General features: G+C 35.1%; 17 protein-coding genes and 1 pseudogene. 3 read left to right on the top strand and 15 right to left on the bottom strand.

The window, feature by feature from the left end; genetic code table 11:
* Nucleotides 1-64 precede the first annotated feature (64 nt).
* The 5 genes from AXG55_RS06180 to AXG55_RS06165 form a co-directional block, all read right to left on the bottom strand.
* On the bottom strand, nucleotides 65-718 hold the full coding sequence (locus AXG55_RS06180; protein WP_148697259.1) for an outer membrane protein: 654 nt from the start codon (nucleotides 716-718) through the stop codon (nucleotides 65-67).
* A gap of 155 nt (nucleotides 719-873) precedes the next feature.
* A complete protein-coding gene (locus AXG55_RS14830) occupies nucleotides 874-1,032 on the bottom strand; it encodes a hypothetical protein (protein ID WP_233231419.1) in 159 nt (52 codons plus the stop codon).
* Between the two features lie 198 nt (nucleotides 1,033-1,230).
* Nucleotides 1,231-2,406: a thiolase family protein gene (locus AXG55_RS06175; RefSeq protein ID WP_148697258.1), complete on the bottom strand. Its 1,176-nt coding sequence runs from the start codon at nucleotides 2,404-2,406 to the stop codon at nucleotides 1,231-1,233.
* Between the two features lie 11 nt (nucleotides 2,407-2,417).
* Complete coding sequence (locus AXG55_RS06170) at nucleotides 2,418-2,873, bottom strand: EVE domain-containing protein (protein ID WP_233231418.1); 456 nt, start codon at nucleotides 2,871-2,873, stop codon at nucleotides 2,418-2,420.
* Nucleotides 2,874-2,921: 48 nt separating this feature from the next.
* Complete coding sequence (locus AXG55_RS06165) at nucleotides 2,922-4,019, bottom strand: Glu/Leu/Phe/Val dehydrogenase dimerization domain-containing protein (RefSeq protein WP_148697256.1); 1,098 nt, start codon at nucleotides 4,017-4,019, stop codon at nucleotides 2,922-2,924.
* Between the two features lie 504 nt (nucleotides 4,020-4,523).
* On the opposite strand from AXG55_RS06165, the pseudogene AXG55_RS06160 reads away from it, so the two are divergent.
* Nucleotides 4,524-5,666 (top strand): annotated as a pseudogene (locus tag AXG55_RS06160) (MFS transporter); the annotation flags it as partial.
* Between the two features lie 28 nt (nucleotides 5,667-5,694).
* On the opposite strand, the gene AXG55_RS14965 reads toward AXG55_RS06160, so the two are convergent.
* The 4 genes from AXG55_RS14965 to AXG55_RS06140 form a co-directional block, all read right to left on the bottom strand.
* Entirely contained in the window at nucleotides 5,695-6,795 is a 1,101-nt protein-coding gene (locus tag AXG55_RS14965; RefSeq protein WP_272866913.1) for an aminopeptidase, read from the bottom strand.
* 54 nt (nucleotides 6,796-6,849) lie between these two features.
* A complete protein-coding gene (locus AXG55_RS06150) occupies nucleotides 6,850-8,715 on the bottom strand; it encodes a hypothetical protein (RefSeq protein ID WP_148697253.1) in 1,866 nt (621 codons plus the stop codon).
* A 121-nt stretch (nucleotides 8,716-8,836) separates the two neighbouring features.
* Entirely contained in the window at nucleotides 8,837-10,432 is a 1,596-nt protein-coding gene (locus AXG55_RS06145; RefSeq protein ID WP_148697252.1) for an APC family permease, read from the bottom strand.
* Nucleotides 10,433-10,605: 173 nt separating this feature from the next.
* Nucleotides 10,606-12,198 carry an FMN-binding glutamate synthase family protein gene (locus tag AXG55_RS06140; RefSeq protein WP_148697251.1) on the bottom strand — a complete coding sequence of 531 codons (1,593 nt, stop codon included), beginning with the start codon at nucleotides 12,196-12,198 and terminating at the stop codon, nucleotides 10,606-10,608.
* A gap of 236 nt (nucleotides 12,199-12,434) precedes the next feature.
* On the opposite strand from AXG55_RS06140, the gene AXG55_RS06135 reads away from it, so the two are divergent.
* On the top strand, nucleotides 12,435-13,325 hold the full coding sequence (locus tag AXG55_RS06135) for an ABC transporter ATP-binding protein (RefSeq protein WP_148697250.1): 891 nt from the start codon (nucleotides 12,435-12,437) through the stop codon (nucleotides 13,323-13,325).
* 3 nt (nucleotides 13,326-13,328) lie between these two features.
* Nucleotides 13,329-14,039 carry a hypothetical protein gene (locus tag AXG55_RS06130; RefSeq protein ID WP_148697249.1) on the top strand — a complete coding sequence of 237 codons (711 nt, stop codon included), beginning with the start codon at nucleotides 13,329-13,331 and terminating at the stop codon, nucleotides 14,037-14,039.
* Between the two features lie 4 nt (nucleotides 14,040-14,043).
* Here the strand turns inward: AXG55_RS06130 and AXG55_RS06125 are convergent, their stop codons facing one another.
* The 6 genes from AXG55_RS06125 to AXG55_RS06100 all read right to left on the bottom strand — a co-directional run bounded on the left by AXG55_RS06125 (nucleotide 14,044) and on the right by AXG55_RS06100 (nucleotide 21,196).
* Nucleotides 14,044-14,631: a superoxide dismutase gene (locus AXG55_RS06125; protein WP_148697248.1), complete on the bottom strand. Its 588-nt coding sequence runs from the start codon at nucleotides 14,629-14,631 to the stop codon at nucleotides 14,044-14,046.
* 115 nt (nucleotides 14,632-14,746) lie between these two features.
* The gene (locus AXG55_RS06120) at nucleotides 14,747-16,309 is read right to left on the bottom strand and encodes a DHA2 family efflux MFS transporter permease subunit (protein WP_148697247.1); all 1,563 of its coding nucleotides are present in this window, start codon (nucleotides 16,307-16,309) and stop codon (nucleotides 14,747-14,749) included.
* Nucleotides 16,310-16,328: 19 nt separating this feature from the next.
* Nucleotides 16,329-17,516: an HlyD family secretion protein gene (locus AXG55_RS06115; protein ID WP_148697246.1), complete on the bottom strand. Its 1,188-nt coding sequence runs from the start codon at nucleotides 17,514-17,516 to the stop codon at nucleotides 16,329-16,331.
* Between the two features lie 29 nt (nucleotides 17,517-17,545).
* The gene (locus AXG55_RS06110) at nucleotides 17,546-18,628 is read right to left on the bottom strand and encodes a hypothetical protein (RefSeq protein ID WP_148697245.1); all 1,083 of its coding nucleotides are present in this window, start codon (nucleotides 18,626-18,628) and stop codon (nucleotides 17,546-17,548) included.
* 37 nt (nucleotides 18,629-18,665) lie between these two features.
* Nucleotides 18,666-20,198, bottom strand: a complete 1,533-nt coding sequence (locus tag AXG55_RS06105) for an aldehyde dehydrogenase family protein (protein ID WP_148697244.1) — start codon at nucleotides 20,196-20,198, stop codon at nucleotides 18,666-18,668.
* A 32-nt stretch (nucleotides 20,199-20,230) separates the two neighbouring features.
* Nucleotides 20,231-21,196 (bottom strand): A/G-specific adenine glycosylase, encoded by a 966-nt coding sequence (locus tag AXG55_RS06100; RefSeq protein WP_148697243.1) that lies wholly within the window; start codon nucleotides 21,194-21,196, stop codon nucleotides 20,231-20,233.
* Nucleotides 21,197-21,341 lie beyond the last annotated feature (145 nt).

Here is a 21,341-nt window from a genome sequence, read left to right as displayed (position 1 = left end):
TTAAAGTATAAAAAAAAGCCCCAATGAAAATGAAGTTCAAGAGGCTTTTTAAATTTTTTTAAATTTAAAGACTATATGATGCTATCAAATTTGCAGAAATTTCATTAAACTTTTCTGAACTATTTAATATTGTCATGTAGTGTTGTTGCCATGTCGCGCCCAAACCAACAGCCCAGTTTTTATCTAGGGAGTAACTTGCAGCAACAGTTCCTCCATAAATAAAATGAGCATGCCCTGTATTATCTGAACTAGAAGTATATGAACCTGAACTTATATCACTAGTTTGTCTAGTATAAATACCATAGCCAAAATTGGCTAAAGCATATATCGAAACATCATCTATAGGAAGAAATTTATAACCCGCATGAGCTGTTGATGACAAAGACGAGATTCCAAACTTAATTTGAGAACCTCCATCAGATTTAAATGTCACATCGGCATAGGTATAATTTAACCCAAGACCTAAAACCGGAGAACCAAAAGAGGAAGGATAAATGGAATACAATGCGGCGGCATTCATATTTAATCCATTCATATTGTAGTTTGAAGGGAGTTTATTTCCATCAATCTGAAAATCACTATAGTTTGTATATCCTATGCCACCCAAAACATCTATATTATTTTTATATTCATTTTTATTTGTAAGACTTTCTTCAGCAAATGCTGAATTTGAAAGCAAAGCAACTGATAGCAAACTTAAGTATTTATTTATTTTCATTATCTACCCCCAAAGTAAATTTATTTATTAAAAAAACAAAAACAAGAAATCTTGTAGTTTAAAAAATAAAAATACACAAATAATTTATTAAATTTTATTTTGATACAAAAAACCACTACTGTTTTGCGATGGTTGAGATTTTAAAAATAATATTTTTAGAGGCTGTATGTGGCGGTAAGATTTGCAGACATTTCGTTAAAATGGGTCATATGCGAAGCTTGAACATCGATAGAATTTTGAAATTTGATATTGTGTTTATTGAACGTAAATCCTAAACCAAGTCCTACATTTTGCACCACTTCGTATGTCGCCATTAAAGTAATACCGTATAAATAATGATTTTTAATGGTTAAATCTCTAGTTAAATTTAAATTGGTATCAGCAATATTTGCAATGGCTTAAAATTATTAATTTAAACCCATATATACTTAAATGTATAAATGACAATTTATTAATTGAATTTAAAAATTTTTTATTTATTTATAAAATAATAAATTATTTGTTTTATGGTTCTATAATATTTCAACAACCAAAGCAATTCCCTCACCACCGCCAATGCAAAGTGTTGCTAAACCATATTTCTTTTTTTGGTACATGAGAGCGTGAATTAAAGTTGTCAATATGCGAGCCCCACTTGCTCCAATAGGATGCCCTAAAGCACAGGCACCACCTTGAATATTAACTTTAGCATGAGGTATTTCAAGTTTTTTCATAGCAGCTAAAGTAACAACAGCAAAGGCTTCATTTATTTCAAATAGATCAATATCTTTAATAGATAAATTTGCTTTTTTTAAGACCTTTTCAATTGCCGCCACAGGAGCCGTGGTAAACCACTTGGGATCTTGTGCATGCCCTGCCCAACTGACAATTTTAGCTAAGGGTTTTATTTTATGATTTTGAATGGCATCTTCAGATGCCAGTAATAAAGCAGCTGCACCATCATTAATTTTAGAAGCATTAGCGGCTGTAATAGAACCGTCTTTTTCAAAGGCAGGTTTTAAATTGCCAATTTTAGACAAATCCGATGCCATGGGTTCTTCATCTGTATCCACTACAGTTGTTACTTTAAAGTTTGTCACCGTAACAGGACAAATTTCATTTTTAAACATTCCCGTTTCAATTGCCTTACGTGCCCTTGTATAACTTTCAACAGCAAAAGAGTCTTGTTCGGTGCGAGTAAATTGATATTCCTTCGCACAAGATTCCGCACAGCTACCCATATGTAAATTATTGTAAGGATCCCACAGGCCGTCTAAAATCATAGAATCTACGATTTCTTTATGCCCCATGCGCATCCCTTCTCGTGCTTGAGGAAGAAGATAAGGAGCGTTGCTCATACTTTCCTGTCCTCCTGCAATTACCAAATGTGCGTCACCTACCAATATGGATTGAGCTCCCAAAATCACAGATTTCAATCCACTGCCACAGACTTTTCCTACTGTCAGAGCCTGAGCTGAGTGCGGTAATTCAGCATATAAAGCAGCTTGCCGCGCAGGAGCTTGCCCTACTCCTGCGGTAAGAACCTCACCCATGATGATTTCATCTATAAGATCCTTATTTACCTGAGATGCCTCCATAACAGCTTTTACAGCTGTGGCTCCTAATTTTGCGGCAGATACATTTTTTAAAGCACCTTGAAAACGTCCAATAGGGGTTCTTTTAGCAGCGACAATATAAACATTTTTCATACTAAATTCCTTTATTTATGAAGAATAGCCAATTGCAAAATGTGATTAAATTCTGTTTGTGAAACAGGTAAAATGGAAAGTCTCTGCCCCTTTCTTAAAAGGAGCATTTCTTTTAAGGGCTCATATTCGCGTAACTCTGCTAAAGAAACAAATCGGTGAAGTTTTTTGGGTTTTCCTACGGTAACAGCATACCATCTTGGATTTTCAGGAGTTGCTTTGGGATCGTAATATTCTGATTTCGGATTAAGTGCTGTTAAATCGGGTTTAGCTGCTTCCACCACTTCGGCAAGACCTGCAATTCCAGAAGGTTGGGCATTGGAATGATAAAATAATATTTTATCTCCCACCTTCATTTCCTGCATCATGAAATTGCGTGCTTGATAATTGCGCACGCCATCCCATTGTTCACATTGTCCTAATCGTTGTTCTAAATCAGAAAATGAAAAGACGTCCGGCTCTGTTTTCATTAACCAAAACCGGGAGGGCAAATAGTCTATGAGAGGTTTTTGCATAAATTACTTTTTTAAGTTTCCTATAGCTGAACTTGCAAACTTAGTCATATTTTTTAAATTTGCAACATTTTGAATTCGGTTTTCAGCAAATCGCTTTGCCGCTTCATGGGTAGAAACCCCTTGCTTATCCGATTCATTAAAAATGGAATCTAAAGTATTTGCAATACGAGCAACCTCATTTTCTACTTTTTCAGGATCATAGCCCGTAATTTCGTTAGCAACGTTAATTAAACCTCCGGCATTGATCACATAATCAGGTGCATAAAGGATTTTCATATCCTTCAACATCTTTGAATGTTTGTCTTCATCTTCAAGCTGGTTATTCGCACAACCTGCCACTATTTTTGCCTTTAAAATTTGAATATTATTTGAATTTAATGTTGCTCCGCGGGCACAAGGTGCATAAAGATCAACATCGAGGGAATAAAAATCTTTTTCAGCAACAATAGTTGCATTATATAAAGAATGAATCTCTTTTAGTTTCTTATCATCAATATCTGTAACAAATAATTTTACCCCTTTTTCATAAAGCATTTTACACAAATGCTTCCCTACAGAACCAACGCCTTGTAAGGATATTTTTACCCCATTTAAATCACGTTTTCCAAGGCGATGATTTACCGCTTCTTGTATCCCATAAAATATTCCTTTAGCTGTCATGATGCTAGGGTCGCCACTTCCTCCTAAACCAGTTGAAACTCCTGTTACATAACGTGTTTCAAGGCGAATATGATCCATATTTGTTACGTTGGTATTCATATCTTCAGCTGTGATATAACGCCCCCCCAAAGAATCTATAAAGCGACCAAAAGCACGAAACATCTGCTCTGTTTTTTGTTTCGGATCAGCAATGATAACGGCCTTTCCTCCCCCCAAAGACAAACCAGCACAGGCTGCCTTATAGGTCATACCACGGCTCAAGCGCAGAACATCAGTTAAGGCATCATCCTCATTTTCATAGGGGAGGAGACGAGTGCCCCCTAAAGAGGGACCCAGAGTCGTATCATGAATGGCAATGATGGCTCTTAATTTGGAAGCGGGATCATGACAAACTACAACCTGCTCATGCCCCAACGATTCTATACGAGAAAATAGCTTCATCCTGTGCTCCTCTAAAAGGGATTGCTCTCTCCAAAAAATATAAAAATCACGACTTTCAAAAACTTAACGCTAAGTCATGAGAATTTTGAATCTGCTACAATTGTTTTTTAACATCACAATACTTACCAAAATATTTAAAAATTACAAGGAACCTACCGAATACTTAGGCGAAGTCACCAAAGACTCCATAGGATTCTCTTGAAGTGTCGGATATATTTAAATTAAATTTATGGCGTTTTTGAGATGTTGTTTTTATGTATCTTTTGTGATATTATATATATTGTGACAAATAAGCTGCGAGGTGCTCATGAAGTTCATATCAAACGGCACTAGCTTGCTCCCCACTAGCCCTGGACCGGTCTAACCTAAAAGTCGACTGACTTGTCCAAGGAATGTTGGTCAAGCAGTGAAAAAGTAAAATTCAATTTAATAAAAATTAAAAATTGAATGCAGATATAAAAAATATCTGTACAAAGTTAGGTCTAAATATATACAGGTGCTGTCATGTTATCGGCTATTGAAAAACTAAAAAATCAAAAATTTGTAATTGTAATTGCTGTTGCTATATCTATGTTTGTAGATGCTATGAATTATGGTATTGTTGTTCCTTTATTACCTATATTTTCTGATAAGATTTTAAATCTATCCAATTACGAAACAAATTTATTCGTGGCAACATATGCCATTGGTTTATTGATATGCGTTCCTTTTGTTAACTTAATATCCAAACATATTGGAAATAAAAATGCATTGATAACAGGTGGTATCTTACTGATATTATCTTCGGTTATTTTTCCATTTGGAAATTCCTATGAATTTTTACTCTTTGCCCGCTTTTTACAAGGTGCTTCTGCTGCAATCACATGGACTTGTGGATTGAGCTTAGTTGCACAGAGTGTGCATCCGCAACATCGCTCTACGGCCTTGGCAACGGCTATGGTGGGGGTTTCTGTAGGACACTTAATTGGAGCTCCCTTTGCGGGATTCTTATACCAATTAGGAGGCATTGAGTACCCCTTTTTAGGAGTTGCTCTCTTTGGAGTTATTAGCTTAGTCCTTATTATTATCTTGCCAAATGAAAACGAAATTTTTAAAGAAAAAAGATCGTATAAAAATATTGATTTTATCCTTCACACAGCACAAAGTAACAGATTGTTAGCATTATCAGGAATTGTTTTGCTTGAGTCTTTTATGCTATCCTTTTTAGAACCTAATTTATCTATTTATGCATCAAGAAATCTAAATGCATCAAGTGAAACAATTGGTCTTTTATTTGGTATCCAGGTTTTAGCTTTAGGAATTTTTTCACCTATAGCAGGAAAAATTGCAGATAAATATGGTAAAATAAAAATCATCCCTTTTGGAATTTTTGGCAGTGGTGTTATCTTTATACTAATGTCTTATATGCAAAATTTAACCGCATATTTTATACTCATGGCTGTTTTGGGTGCCGCTTGTGCCTTTTCAGTGAGCCCTGTGCTTTCTGCCTTTGCAGATGAAATTGACAAAACTGAAATGAAGGGACTTTACCATATAGCCTATGGTTTTCTAAATCTTATTTATTCCTTAGGTATGATAACAGGCCCTGGTTTTAGTGGTATTATGAATAATTCATATGCTAACCACACATCATATGCCTTTATAGGTATCATTTTAATTGCAGCTGTTCCTTTGTTTATTCTTTATGCTCACCCAAAGAAACAGGCTTCTGGCAGTCCTCAACTCTCTGCCATAAATCCTCCTCATCTTTCGGAGAAGAAGACAGACAAACCTCAAGATTTTTCAGCATTGTCTTAAGCGTTCCTCCCGAGTTTTTAAAAGCAATTTCAAGGGGTTCTTGCTTTGCTTCATAAATAGAATATCCTAATATAACAGCATTATTTATTTTACCATTTTGAAATGAATTTTCGTATGAAGTTCCTATTTCAACTCCATTCATAAATGCCTTATATTCAGCCGCAATTTTATTAAATTTTATTTCTCTTTCTGCTAAAAATATTTGTTCATTTTTAAACTCACGATTTTCTTTTGCATTTTCATAAAACTGATTTAATTCGATTTTTATTTTAACTAAATACTCTTGAAATTTTTTCTGTGCTACTAAATTTTTTTGATATTCTTCAACATATTTTTTTGAATCCTGATTTAATTCAGGGTGTAAATCTAAATATTGTTTAGTGGCTTTTTTAGCAATAAAATCGGCTAAATTCTCATTAAATGAATAATAGTTTGGAATATAAAGCGTTCTATGCAAAGACTCATGAATCAGAGTTTCAATAAATTGAGGCATGGTATAATGATCGAGCATGGACGAATAAAGAGGATCGGGAAAATAACCTAATAAAGAAAATGCGGATACACCACCAACTAAAGTATCATAATTCTCTTTTAAGAGCTTTTCCCTTTCTTTTAAAGCACTTTCTTTATTAAAAAAACCAAGATAGGGCTGACTTCCAACAATGGGAAACCACCACGTTTTTAAATTAAGAGATCGTTTATCTGCGGCTTGTACAATCCATGTTACGTAAGGATCTTTTAAAGGAACATACTTTTGATAACTTTTGCCGGGTGTTAATCCAATTTCAGACTTTGCATATTCAAGAACAGGTTGCACAACCTTTAATTTATCAAGTCTTTCTTGTGGTTCTTGGTTTTTTTGTATGACTTCATCAATGGGTTTTTGATTTACAAATAAATTAATTTGCCCTACTCCTTGCTCAAGAGTATAACAACCGGTAAATAAAAATGAGGTCAATAATATATTACAAAATTTCAATTTAATCTCCCAAAATTTCTTTCACTATAGTTTATATTAATCATAAATTTTTATTTATAATGAATTCGCAATTTGACTTTGCAAATCTTGCTGAATCATTTTATCAGGATATCTTGTGACCCGAATCACATCCACTGTATTTATTTTTTCTTTTCCAAGTTCAATTTCAGCAATACTTTCTTTATCTCCTACTGATTTTACTTTTAATATGCCAATAGGTTTTTCTGGTGGCGAAAAAGGATATTTTTGAATAAATGTTACAAATTTATCGCCTTCCGAAATACCAAAATTTTTTCCTAAATTGATTGTCACTTCATTTTTATTCTTTTTCACCACATTCCCTTCCACGGGCAAACTCGAAACCAAACTGGAGTACATTTTAGCAGAAATTTTTTCGGCTTCTTCTGGTACCACAGGAAGAACTCTTTCCATTATAATTTTTCCAGTTTTATCAAATACTTTTCCTGCAAGGGAAAAGCCCTTACCCTCTTCAGATTCAACATATTGAATCTGAAGCAGCATATCTAAATCCTCTGAAAAAATTGAATTTTTCCAACCTGTTGTTGCCATTTCTAAGGGGGAAACGCCGATTTTATTTGACATGCGCACAATGTCATCGGGAATGATGCCCCGCATAAGTGGCTCATTCATAAATCGGGAAAAAAACTCTCTTCTCACCCTTCTCCAGACCGCATTGGTTTGTAATTGAGAATTCAAAGAAGGTTCAATCAAACCTACAGAGGGTTTATAGGGCAAAAGACTTGAAACATAAAGCGTCGGAATTTGATTGACGAAAGTATGAAGTTCAAGACATTTTTTTAAAACTTTAAAGTCGATAACATTAGGAAAAGCATTTTTTTGTTCCAAAGATAAAATAACTTTCTCATCTAAAGCTTTATTAGTTGTAACAAAACCTGTCATCCCCGCAATATCAACGCGAAGAGAGTTTGATTTTAACTCGGTTTTATCCATTCCTCTTCCCACACCATAAGCATAACTTTGCAAAATAAAATCGGTACTTTTTCCTTCTAATAAATCGATGCGTAAATTTTGTTTTCCACTACCTGGAGTCAAAGGCCTCACCTGAGTTAAGAAAGAGGCTTTTTTAATAATAAGAGTATCGGAACGACTTTGATGGGGCATACTAAAGGAAAGGATTCCTTTAGAATCTGTTACGCCAATATATGAAATATATTGAGTAGCATTTCGTCCTGAAAATACATGGACATTGTCCTGTGGTTTTCCTTGAAAAAAGACTTCAAGAGTTAAATTGTCTTCAAAAAGAACATTTTTATTTTCGGTTATGGTAATCAAAGAAGACTTGGGGGGACTTTTACTTTGCAGGGAATCAGGAAGGAATGATTTTTCTAATAATGTGGGAGTTGCCAAATGAAATGCAAATTTATTATTTTCAATATTTTTTTCAGGCGGCAAATTAGATTCAATTTGACCAATAGAAATACTTTGGCTTAAAGGATCATCTGGAAAGTCTAACAAAGCACCTGAATTTTGCTCACCTATTTGGTTTTCCATGTTAGATTTTGATTTTACTCTAAGTTTTGCTTGAAATTTTTCTAAATTCATTTTTAAGCTTAATTCATGATCCTGCCACCATTGTGGATTTTTAGTATATTTAATACTAGGAAAATAAATATTTTCTAAGTCCATATTTTGTGCCGTAATTTTAATACTCTGGATCTTATAAAAATTTAAATTCCATTTTACTTTACCATACCGATCTGTTTTTTGTTCACCTATCTTTATCCAGTTTTTATTAGAATTTTCAAATGAAAATAATGTAACTAACGTGTTTGCAACAGGTTGTCCCTGATGCTCTACAGAAACAGATAACGAGCCCGTATTGATATAGTTACAACCTATAAGCATGAAAATTAAAAAAAGAACGAAGAGATGCCGCATGAAAAACCTTCAAATATAAAATAATAATTATACTTCTATATCTTTTATATTTTATTTTTATGAATTCATTACGGCTGATAAAATTTTGGCGAAGAGTGAAAATTTGTATTAGGGAATAGGACTAAGCTACCTGTTGATTTCTATTTTTCTCACGTTCTTCACGCAATGTTTTTAAAGTATTTTCAATTAATTCTAAGGATTTTTCACGACTTATTTTAAATTTATCAGCAAGAATTACCGATATAAAACAGATAACTCCAATTATAGCAAAATCGTATCCGTTTTGAATGACGCCTAAGCCATTGCCATAGGAACCCAGAAAAGAAACAGCTCCAAATGAGAGCATGTAAAATAAGAGCCATGTAAATGCCTTCGCATCTAATGAAAACTCACCGTTATTTCTTTTTAAAGAAAATAAAGCAATAAAACCAATAGCAATGATAATACTTAGCTTCCACATAATTTCCCAACCGCACCAGAATAACAACATACTGCTGATATAAAACGCAACCATGGAAATAATTTTATAAGAATAAACTTTAAAGGGTCTTTGTAAATCTGGGAAATCTTTACGCATAATAAATAAAGTAACTGGAATAACAGCATTACATAAACAAATAGCGGCCGCATAAAAAGCAGCCATTTCTTGCCAGTTTTCTAAAAATAAATAAAGAACTAAGGAAACAGCAAAACTCACGATGAGTCCTAAAACAGGAACACGACTTTGTGAAAGTTTTTGAAAAAATTTAGGCATATGACCTGTTTTACTCATACAATAGGAAGCGCGCGCAGAAGCCGCCATAAAGACAATCCCGCTTCCAAAAGGAGAAATAAGAGCATCGGAATAAAGAATCATGCCAAACCATGCCAAACCAATGATAGTGGCAAGACCCGCAAAAGGACCCGCCTCTCCTGCAAAACTTAAATTTTCCCAACCTTGTGCTAGAGATTCAGGAGGAAGTGCCAATATAAAAGCAATTTGTAATGAGCAATAAATAACCATACAAATCAGCATGGAACCAATAATAGCAATAGGAATACTTTTTTGTGGATTTTTTGTTTCACCAGCTAAAGCAACTCCAGGTTGAAACCCATTATAGGCAAGAATAATTCCACCAACAGAGAGAGAGGCAAAAAGACCATGCATACCTTGTGGTGCAAATCCATGTGATGTTAAATTTTCAAAATGATGTGATTTATAAAAAAACAATACGATAAGTAAACAAGGAATTAATATTTTCCAGATTGTAATGTAAAAACTTGTTTTAGACATTATTTTTGCACTTGCCACATTAACTAATAATAATACAGCAGTTAACATAACAGCAACAGTATATCCAGAACCTGTTAATTTATCTTTTTCCATCAAATGTGGAAAAAAATTAGCTCCATACTGAATAACAGCTAAAACCTCAATGGGGACAATAACGATAAAGGCAAGCCAGGAAATCCATCCCAACATAAAAGAAACAGCCGTACCATGGGTAAATAAAGGGAAAATACTCATACCGCCCGAAACAGGAAACATGGTAGACAATTCAGAAAAACAAAGTGCAATAATAATAATAGCAGCAGCACCTATGAGCCAGGCAAGAATGGCAGAAGGGCCTGCCATTTTAGACGCGTAAAGTGAGCCAAACAACCAACCTGAACCAATGGTTGCGCTCACAGAGGCAAAGAGGATGCCTGATGTTGATATACCGCGTTTTAATTCCATTTAAATTCCTCTCCCAAAAAACTGTTGAATTTGAACAATACAGTATAAGGAGAAGATTGAAAATTAAACTTTTCGTTTTTATTCATTCATATAAAAAAAATTAAAAATAACAGAATGTTAATTCATATATAATAATATGTTTTCTTTGCATTTTATCTATAAAATATGTTTCTTTAAAAAAACAGGGGTTTAAAGCTTTCAGGACTGGCGAGCTTCACTGCGCTCTCAAAGGAAAGAGGCACATTATTTTCGAGTAAAGATCCTTCCGGAATATATTCAAATAAGTCCGCATAACTCTTGCTTTCTGTATCACTGACGCGGCGCATTACATGCCACGGCCGTAATTCATGAGTCCCTTCTAATCCCATAGCTTCGATAATTTCAACCATACTTTTTATTGTTTCAATTTGAAAATGAGCAACTCTTTTTCGTTTATCTTTGACAACCAAACCATTCATCAATGTGGGATCTTGTGTTGCCACACCTGTGGGACATTCATTTGAATTGCATTTTAAGGCCTGAATACAACCTAACGCCATCATCATCCCGCGTGCGGAATAAACTAAATCGGCCCCCAAAGCCATAAGCTTTATCATTTCAAATCCAGTTGTTACCTTACCTGAAGACATAATACGGATCCTTTTCCGCAAGCCAAACCCCACGAGGCTGTTATGAACAAACATAAGAGCATCGATACCGGGAGTCCCTACGGAGTTGGTAAACTCAAGGGGAGCGGCACCCGTCCCGCCTTCGGCGCCGTCGACTGATATGTAATCTGGTGTAATATTTGTCAGTTTCATCGCCTTACACATTGCGATAAACTCCCATTTATTGCCAAGACACATTTTAATTCCAATGGGTTTTCCACCCGATAATTTTCTTAATTTACCAATAAAATACATCATTTCCGTAGGAGTGGAAAAAACGGAATGGGAAGGAGGAGAAATCACATCTTTACCAAGAGGAACACCACGAATCGCTGCAATTTCTGGAGTCACTTTTTTTGATGGCAAAATGCCTCCATGACCTGGCTTTGCTCCTTGAGAAAGTTTTATTTCGATCATTTTAACCTGAGGAGTATGTGCGGCTTTCTTAACAAACTCTAATTCATTAAAAGAGCCATCCAAATTACGACAACCAAAATAGCCTGTTCCAATTTGCCAAATAATGTCGCCCCCATTTTCCAAATGATAGGGTGTTAAACCTCCTTCGCCGGTATTATGGGCAAACCCACCATCTTTTGCCCCCCCATTGAGAGCAAGAACCGCATTTTTACTTAAAGAACCATAACTCATTGCAGAAATATTTAATAAATTTGCACTATATGGCTGTAAACAATCCGTTCCTCCAATCATGACCCGTAAATTATGATGATTCAATTGAGTTGGCCGTAGAGAGTGATTGACCCATTCATAACCTACTTGATAGACATTCTTTTTTGTTCCAAAAGGCACTGAATCGCGCACTCCCTTAGCTCTTTGGTAAACAACAGAACGCTGTTCTCTATTGAAGGGCACTCCATCCGTATCCGATTCCACAAAATACTGATTGATTTCAGGACGAATCATCTCAAAGATATAACGAAAGTGAGCAATAATAGGAAAATTTCTGCGAAGAGTTTGGCTGGTTTGGATCATATCTCGAATGCCAATAGTAATAAAAGGAATCACTATGATTAAAGAAATTAAAAACCAAGGAAAAACAAAAATAGATATAATGTTAAGTAAAACCAATAATATGGAAGTTATTACAAAAATCTTTCTCATTTTTGCCTCAATACAAAAATTATTTTAAAAGGAATAAAGAGATCTAAGGATAGATTAAAACTAATTGAAGATAGAACCAATCAATTGTTAAATTCTCATGTGACAAAAAAATGGAGCTTTCATTCTCCAAGATAAAATTTTTTAACAACTTAAATACTTGACATAAGCCCCGATTCGCAAACCCTTGCACCCAAAGCGAAAAAGAAATACATGTTCATGGGAATGAGGAGAGAACTATGGGTTTAAGTCCAATTTTAGAATTTACGAATGTAAGTAAAAATTATGGCAATAAAAAAGTTGTTTGCGACATAAACTTTAGCATTACTCAAAATGAAATCATCGCACTTTTGGGTGTGAATGGAGCAGGAAAAACAACAACAATCAAATTAATGCTGGGTCAAGAATTGCCAACCTCGGGAGAGATCAAACTTTTTGGTAAAGAACCACAAGATCCCCAATCACGAGTTTCTGTAGGATCCACGCCACAAAATGTAGAATTCCCTGATGGTTTAAAAACTATTGAAACTTTGCAATTTATACATGCACATTATCCCCATCCTCTACCCCTTGAAAACATGATTGAAAAATTTGGATTGCAATCCTTTTTAAATGCCAAAGCCTCAAAACTGTCAGGGGGACAAAAGAGAAGATTGGCTCTTGCTTTAGCGTTTATCGGCAATCCTCAAATTATTTTTTTGGATGAGCCCACAACAGGTCTGGATGTAGAATCGCGCAAAATTCTTTTAAATGCGATTCAAGATTATTCTAAAATGGGTAAAAGCATCTTTTTAACGACTCATTATCTCGAAGAAATTGAACAAATTGCAACACGGATTTTATTTTTACAAAATGGAAAAATTATTGCGGATGGATCGGTTTCACACATAAAATCCTTAGCAAATACTTCAAATACAAAAGTGACTTTTCAATGCAATTCAAAAATCAATTGGGAACAATTTAAAAATATGAGATCATTTCAAAATGATAATGACAATTATACATTAATGACAACCAACCCCGATGCCCTAATTTATGAACTCGTGCAGAATAATGTTCCCTTCCATAATTTACAAATAATAAGAGAAAATTTAGAATCCGCATTTTTAAATTTATCTAAAGGAAAATAATTTGTGAAGTTAACATTTTTTTATTTTAAAGTATTTTTTTTAAGCACTGTGAGAAATATTCCTGCCTTATTTTTCACTCTTATTTTTCCACCACTCATGCTTTTATTATTTGCTAATCAGTGGGAGGGTAAAAATTTATTAGGCGCCCTTATTGTATTTTTTAATTACTCCGTTCAAACGGTCGCTCTTATGCTTTTAGGAATGGGGGTAACTCAAGAAAAAAACTCCGATTGGTCTAAATATTTAAGAACCATGCCCATCGGAATATTGCCTATGATATTTGGGCGATTATTACACACCCTCTTTTTATCAATTATTAATTTAATTTCTTTAACATTTGTTGCTCTATTTCTTTTAAATATTCAGATTGAAACGTCGCAATTGCTCTATTTTGCATTTATTGCCTTAGCTGGGGGCATTCCCATGGCCTTATTGGGTATGACAATAGGATATGCCGCCAATCCAGAATCATCACGCAGTATTTTTACACTTTTAAATTTATTATTATTATTTGGTTCTTTTGCTTTACCAGGAGAAGGAATTTTTGGTACATTAAGAAATTTAATTCCTACATATCAATGGGCTCAGCTCTCTTTAGCACATATTAATCCCACAATAAACTCCGCAATTCCACTTTTATGGCTATGCGGGTATTCTATTTTATTTATTATAATTTTTAAGAAAGTTTATAAGCGATCAATTCATAAAGTCTGAGATGTTACTTTGCACATTGAGTAACACGTGCATTCACAACAGACCAATTGATATTTTTAAAGAAAACATCAATATAAGCTCCACGATTCGCTTTAAAATCTAGGAAAAAGGCGTGTTCCCATGTATCCATCACTAAAACAGGCACATGATTTAAGGGGAATCCAATATGGTGTTCCATAATTTGCACATTTTTTAATTTACCTGTGGTGGTTTCCACACAGGTTACAACCCAACCTGGAACCGCAAGTCCTGTCGCTTTCACATCCGCTTTCCAATTATCAACACTGCCAAAAGCCGCTTTTGCTAAGTTTTCAAATTGGGGGGAAGGACTTTCCGTAGAAATTAAATTTTCAAAATACATTTCATGTAAATAAGTCCCATTGTAAGGAACACAATGGCGTCTTTTGAGTTCTGAAAATTCACCAAAACTATAGTTTGTCAGTCCTTTGTCCGTCTTTTCAAGTTTTTCTTCAATTTCATTTAGTTTTTTGACATAGCCTTCATAAAGTCCAAAATGCGCTTCCAATTGAGGATCGCTAATACCATCTAACTTACCGAGTAAGTGTTTAAAGCTGCGAATTTCTTTTGCCATACATTTCTCCTTAATTTGAGTATCAAACACAACTCTATCTAATCATCAAAATAGTCGAACATCAAACAAAACAGAAAAAATGAATAATTTGCAATAAATTAAAACATTTTTTAACTTAGTGCATTCCTTCCACAGGCGTTGCACCTTTTTTAGGTTTCTCAATTAATATCAGTAATATGAGTGAGGTTAAAAAAACAAGGGATAAAATTAAAAATCCTTTATTAAAAGATTCCACTGTGGCCTGTAAATTTATTCGGTTTTGCATAAGTTGGTAAGCGGCTTGCTGCGGATGCTCTGTTTTTCCGTAAAATAAAAACTGCATTAATCTTAATTGCTGATCGACTACAGGCAAACCATTTACGATATGGGAACCTAAAGTAACATTGTACTCTTTAACATGATTTACAAGTTGTGAGCTCATCCATGCTAACCCAATAGATCCTCCTAATTCACGAGTCAAATTAAATAACCCTAAGGCATTTCCTAATTCTTTAGGCTTTACAAATGCAATTGCTGTTATGGATAAAGGAATAAATAAACAACCCAAACCTAACGCACGTAAAAATAAAACAAATATTAAAGCTCCTTCAGAAGAATTTGCAGTTAAATGTGAATTTTTCCATAAACTAAAAAATACCACTATAACCCCAAAAGCAATTAATATTCTCTTATCTATAACGTTTACAAGTTTACCAACCAAAGGCATCATTATAATTTGAATACATGTCCCTTTTAAAAAAAGCAGACCAATATCGAGAGGGGCATAATTCATGACATTGCCACAATAAAGTGAAAATAAAAAAGAACCACCAAATAGAGTGGTGCCTAAAATAAAATTAATAAATGTACATAAGGCATAATTTCGGTTTATAAACACGCGAAAATCAATCATAGGTTCCTTTGATTCCAATTGCTGAAAAATCAATGTAACCAAACATGTTAAACTTATAATGCTTAAAAAAGTAATAATATGACTTTCAAACCAATCATCTCTGTTCCCTTCTTCCAAAACATATTGCAGACAAGACAGTCCGACAGCTAATAAAAGAAAACCGTATCTATCCAATTGTTGTTGCGATGGTATAAAGTTTGGTACTTTAATACTCATCATAGCAACAAATAAGCATAAAAGACCAATGGGTAAGTTAATTAAAAAAATCAAATGCCAAGAAGAAAAATCTATTAAATAACCACCCACAGTAGGTCCCAATAAAGGCCCCGTAATAGCACCTAAACCAATAAAGGCCTGCGCCATGCCTTGTTCTTCCTTAGGATATCGAGAAAGCATGATAGTGCTTGCCGTAGGTATAATGGCTCCTCCCCCCATACCTTGCAATATTCTAAAAAAAACGAGAGAAATTAAATTCCAAGAAAGTGCACAGAGAAGTGAAGAAATTGTGAATATACAGAGTGAAAAAAGAAAATAATTTTTCAGCCCAAAGCGCCTTTGAAACCATCCCGTCATAGGAATTACAACGATATTGGCCATCATATATCCCGTTGAGACCCAAGCAATTTGATCCATCTGCACACCAAAACTGGCTCGAATATCGTTCAAGGCCACATTGACAATACTGATATCTAAAACAGCCATTAATGAGGACAACATAGCCGCAATGGTAATGAATAATTTCGAACCTTCCACCGCAGTAGGTGTGAATTTTTCCCTTGTAACCATAATGTTTATTTACCTCTTATTATCGGGTAACAACAGTAACAACGGTACTCATTCCAGGCCGTAAAACGATATCTAGGGGGCGGGGTTCAATAGAAATTTCCACAGGAAATCTTTGTGTGACCTTAACAAAATTACCTGTTGAATTATCAGGAGGTAATAAAGCGAAAGTTGCTCCCGAAGCACCGGAAACACTTTTGACAATCCCACGAAGTGATTTCCCGGGATAGGAATCTACTTTAATTTTAACGGGCTGACCCGGTTTCATTTTTTGTAATTGATCTTCTTTAAAATTAGCAATAAGCCAAGTGTCATTTAAAGAAACTATAGACAATAAAGGCGTAGCAGAATCTACCATTTGCCCTAATTCCACCATTTTATTTGAAGTAAATCCATCAAAAGGAGCTTTAATGACAGTATAACTCAAACGTAATTTAGCCTGTTCTAAACCGGCTTCTGATTTTTTCATTTTAGCATAGGCTAGAGAAATCGCCGCTTCATAAGCCTTCACTTGATTGGCAAGTGATTTAGCAGAAAGCATTTGTCCTTTTGCTTGTTGCAGGCTTCCTGAAGATTGTTTTTGCGAAGCCATCATACTGGCCAATTGCGCTTTAGCCACATCATGAGCCGCTTTGGCTTGGGTATACTGATTTTGCTGATTATCTAAATCGAATTGAGTAACAGCACCTTGGTTTTTTAAGTAAATAAAGCGGTCTAAATTTTTCTTTGCTAAATCCATGGCGCTCTGAGTTGATGACAAATTCGCACGCGCTTGCTTAACCGCTTCCACACTGGCCACAACACCTGAGGAAGCCTGAGCCAATCCTCCCTCGGCCTGTGTCAAGGAAGCACTGTAACCTTTATCAATTTGAGCGTGTTGGGCTTGCGCCTGCTCATACGCCGCTTTCGCAGCTTCGTAATCTGCTTGAGCAGAAACCACTTCGGCTTTTTCTTGAGCGCTGTCTAACTCAACAAGGGGCTCCTCTTTTTTTACATTTTGATTATTTTCAACATAAATTTTTGCTACTTGTCCCGCAATACGGGCTGAAACACTGACAATATGTCCTGTTACTTGAGAATCATCAGTTGTTTCTTTACCGTAGGTTGAGATCCCTATAATCGCAACAACAAGAAAACAGAAAAATAAAATTCCAAAAAAAACTTTTACAGATTTTGGACGAGATAAAATCTTTTCTTTCCATTGATTCATATTCTCTTTCCTCACTAATGAGCAGTTGATCACTTACTCATTTTATTATCTGAATTTCTAGATTTTGGAAAGAGAGTAGGATCAAGTTTTAAAATATCACCGACAACGAGGGGACGTTTTTCATCTTCATATCTTATAAATGCAATGGAAGAATCTATTTCCCCATTGACCTCAGGTAATAATCGGATGATATGCAATCGCGATTCTGCGGGACCGATCAAACGCATTCCCATTTGCAAACCAAAAGCACGACCTCTATTTATGTAAACCCATCCCCGGTATCTGCGAATGATTTTAAACTCTTCATTTTTTAAATCATGCAATTCAGGAAGTAATTTATTTACAATCTGATCGGCCGTTTTTTCAGGATGAAAAGGAGTAGGAGTTTTTTCATCAAAAAAATCTTTATTTTTTTCTGCAAAAACACCGGAGTCGAGCCAAGATTTAAATGTTACGTTAGGCCATGTGATTTTTTTTTGCGCTAATTCAGAAAACATTTGCACGTTAACAAGACGATGAGCACGCGCCGGATAAGAAGTCTGTGTTGGGCTTTTTAAATTTACAGAATAGTTCCCCTTGCAAACAATACGGGATAAATTTGTAATATTCAATATTCCTTTTTGTGCTAATTTTTCACCCAAAAAAATATCTAATATATTACTAATACGATCCTGAGTGCGAAAATCATAAAATGAATTGATTTTAACAGGAGATAAATCAACAAATTTGCGATTTGCTATGGTTTCTAAGCTCTCAGTTGAATTTGTAATAGCAAAAGGAGCCACGTTTTGAGTGAAATTCCAAACAGAGCCCATTTGCAAACAATCTTGATAACGAACAAGGGAAGCTGTATGCACAAATTCTTTTAATTGAGATTGGCCTGCTGGAAATAAAAAATATGAAGGCAAATACGCATCGTAGGGTTTGTTCCAAGAAAAAACTCGTGTCCCTCTATAAGCATCTTTTGTCAATGCAAATTGTTCTTGAGATTTATTAACACCCAATTGATTCAATAAGCTATTTTGGTAGGCTAAAGCATTATTTTTTACTTCTACACTGATTTCAGGATTTTCCGTAATCATGAATGTAGGCGGTAAAATAAGAAATGGCAAAGCTTTCCCCTATTTTGTAACCTTATTAATTAGATATCTAAATATTATTGGAATTTGATTTATTCTGAGTCTTTTTTATTTTTTTAATATCACTCTCAGCGGCCGCAAAAGGAATTGAAAGATTCAACACCTGCGGATAAACAGTAGACAATAAAAAGCGCACTCCTGTTATGTAGCTATTTCCCGCTTTGCCACGTCCGATGCTAGGTAACAAAGGATTCAACTCAATGGTCGATGTGTTCCATAAAATAGAGGGCACCCCAGAACGCTTGCGAATTTCATGAACCTCTTCGACAAATTGAGAATGAACACCTAAGCAACGAGTTGCCCCCAAATCATCGAGAATAGAAATCATGTCCTCACGGTTTTGAATGGGAATAAGACAAATATCGGGGCCAAAAAAAGCATTGGATGCATAAATGCTCTTTAATACTTTTTCTGGTTTCATAAGATGCACACCAGGCGATACAAAATATCCATTTCCTGGATTATCGATAGGCTTACCCCAACGTAACGTCTCATCGGATTCGCGAGCCGCAATGCCTTGAAACCGCAAAAAACGTTCCCAAGAATTGGAACTGCAAAGAGGCTCCATCACGTGCACATCAGGTTTGGAAAGATCTTCACGTGCCCCAATAGGCATAGCTTTTATGGCGGTGACAAATTTATCTTGGAATTCAGAAAAAATTTTGTCGTCAATAAATGCCAAATTAGTAGATTCTAATCGTTGTCCTGCATCAAGACAGGCTCCATAAATAATATTTGAAATGGCCGCATTGATATTTGCCGACTCTGTGACATAAGCCGCATTTTTTCCGCCACCGCATAAAACAAGACGTGCATTTTGTTGTGTCGAAGTATCACGACGGATTTGCTCCAAGCTTTCTTCGCCACCGGTATAAAGGATTGTGTCAAATTGATGAGTTAAAACCAAGCGACGAAATACTTCAAAATCCCCATAAACAATTTGCACAACCCCGGGAGGAAAGGAAGCCTGATGAAAACCACTTGCCAATAGAGAGCCAGACAACAAACAATGGGAAGAGGGGCGCATACAAACCGCATTCCCTGCCGCTAAAGAAGGCAAAACACTGCATAGCAATGTGTAAACGGGCAAGGCTATGTTTGAAGAGACTAAAACAAGGCCTAAGGGTGCATATTGCCATTCCCACCCCTCTTCATCGCGCTTTACCGAAAGTGCTTGCTTGCAAAACTCAGGCAATGAAAAAAATAATTTTTCGCAAAGACCCCATTCTTCTTCCACGGCAACTCGGGAGCGAGCCAGCTCTAACATCATGTTACTTTTAATTTCTTCTGCGTTCTCTTTTAAAAATCCAATTAATTTTTTAATATAGCCCAAACGATCTTCTAGCGAAGTCATACGAAATTTTTTTTGAGCTGTACGCATACCTTGCAAAACAGGATCGACAAGCTCCTTGCTCCAACCCGCGGTAGCTAAAATATCAGAAGGATTGGCAGGATTATTCACGGTAAAAATGCGTTCTGACTTATTCGTAGGATGAAAATGACCGTTGATATAAGGAGGAATGAGATTTAAATTCAAAGACATAAAAAATCCCCTCAAGAAAGCGTTGCGAACACTTATATTGAGGATAGGATTTTTAATACCTTATGGTCAAGGGAAGATGACAAATTCTGTTTTAAATGTGTTTTTGAAATCCACTGATTTTTTTCTGAAAAAGAAAAGAAACGCAGCATTTTCAAAAAATGATCATCATGATGAGGAGTTTCAATTAAAATTGTGTGCCCTGTGATTTTATGATGAGTGATACTGTGACGAAAATTTCCTTGTAAATATTTCGTGTTATACCCAAATTTTTTAATTTCAGAAATTAAAATACTTAACGAAACAGCTTCTTCCGCACGTAGCAGAGGGAATCCTATTGTTTTGTTTAAAAAACCTTTATTTCTCTCTACCAAAAAAAATTCATCTGATTTCTTTTTTAAAAAAATAAGTGCAAAGACATCTTCGTTTTGAAAATTCTTGCGCGGTTTTACAGGAGGACACATTTCAACAGAATTATTTTTAAAAGCAGTACAATAATTTTGAACAGGACATAATGTGCAATTTGGATTTTGCTTTTTACAAACTATAGAACCCAAATCCATCATTGCCTGATTGAAATCACCGGGATTTTCATTTGAAATGACACCATTAACGTAACAAGATATTTTATCCTGCCCCGACTTCTCCCAAACACCCGATTGCAAATTAAGTAAACGACTGACAACGCGTATGACATTACCATCAACACATGCTACAGGCTCGTGAAAACAAATACTTGAAATAATGGAAGCAGTATAAGGACCACATCCAGGTACTTTTAACCAATCATTTTTATTGTTTGGAAAAACAGAATTTAATTCATCTATGATATATTTTGCACCATTTCGCAAATTACGAGCACGCGCATAATAACCTAGACCAGCCCATAATTTTCTTAATTTTTCATCTGAGCAATTTGCTAACGATTGTATATCAGGCAATTCCGCAATAAATTCCTTAAATCGCGGTAGCACAACAGAAATTACTGTCTGTTGGCTCATAATCTCACAAATCCAAGTATGATATATGTTAATATTCTCACGCCAAGGAAAGTGTCTTTTATTAATATTATACCAAGCTAATAAATCTTGAGAAAATTGGCTCATAAAGAAAAATAAACACAAAAAAAGCTTTTGCTTATTTTGT

Origin of the sequence: Silvanigrella aquatica, from assembly GCF_001907975.1 — a bacterium.
Taxonomy (GTDB): domain Bacteria; phylum Bdellovibrionota_B; class Oligoflexia; order Silvanigrellales; family Silvanigrellaceae; genus Silvanigrella; species Silvanigrella aquatica.
The sequence above is the reverse complement of the archived record's forward strand: the minus strand, read 5'-3'. Positions and strand labels throughout refer to the sequence as shown.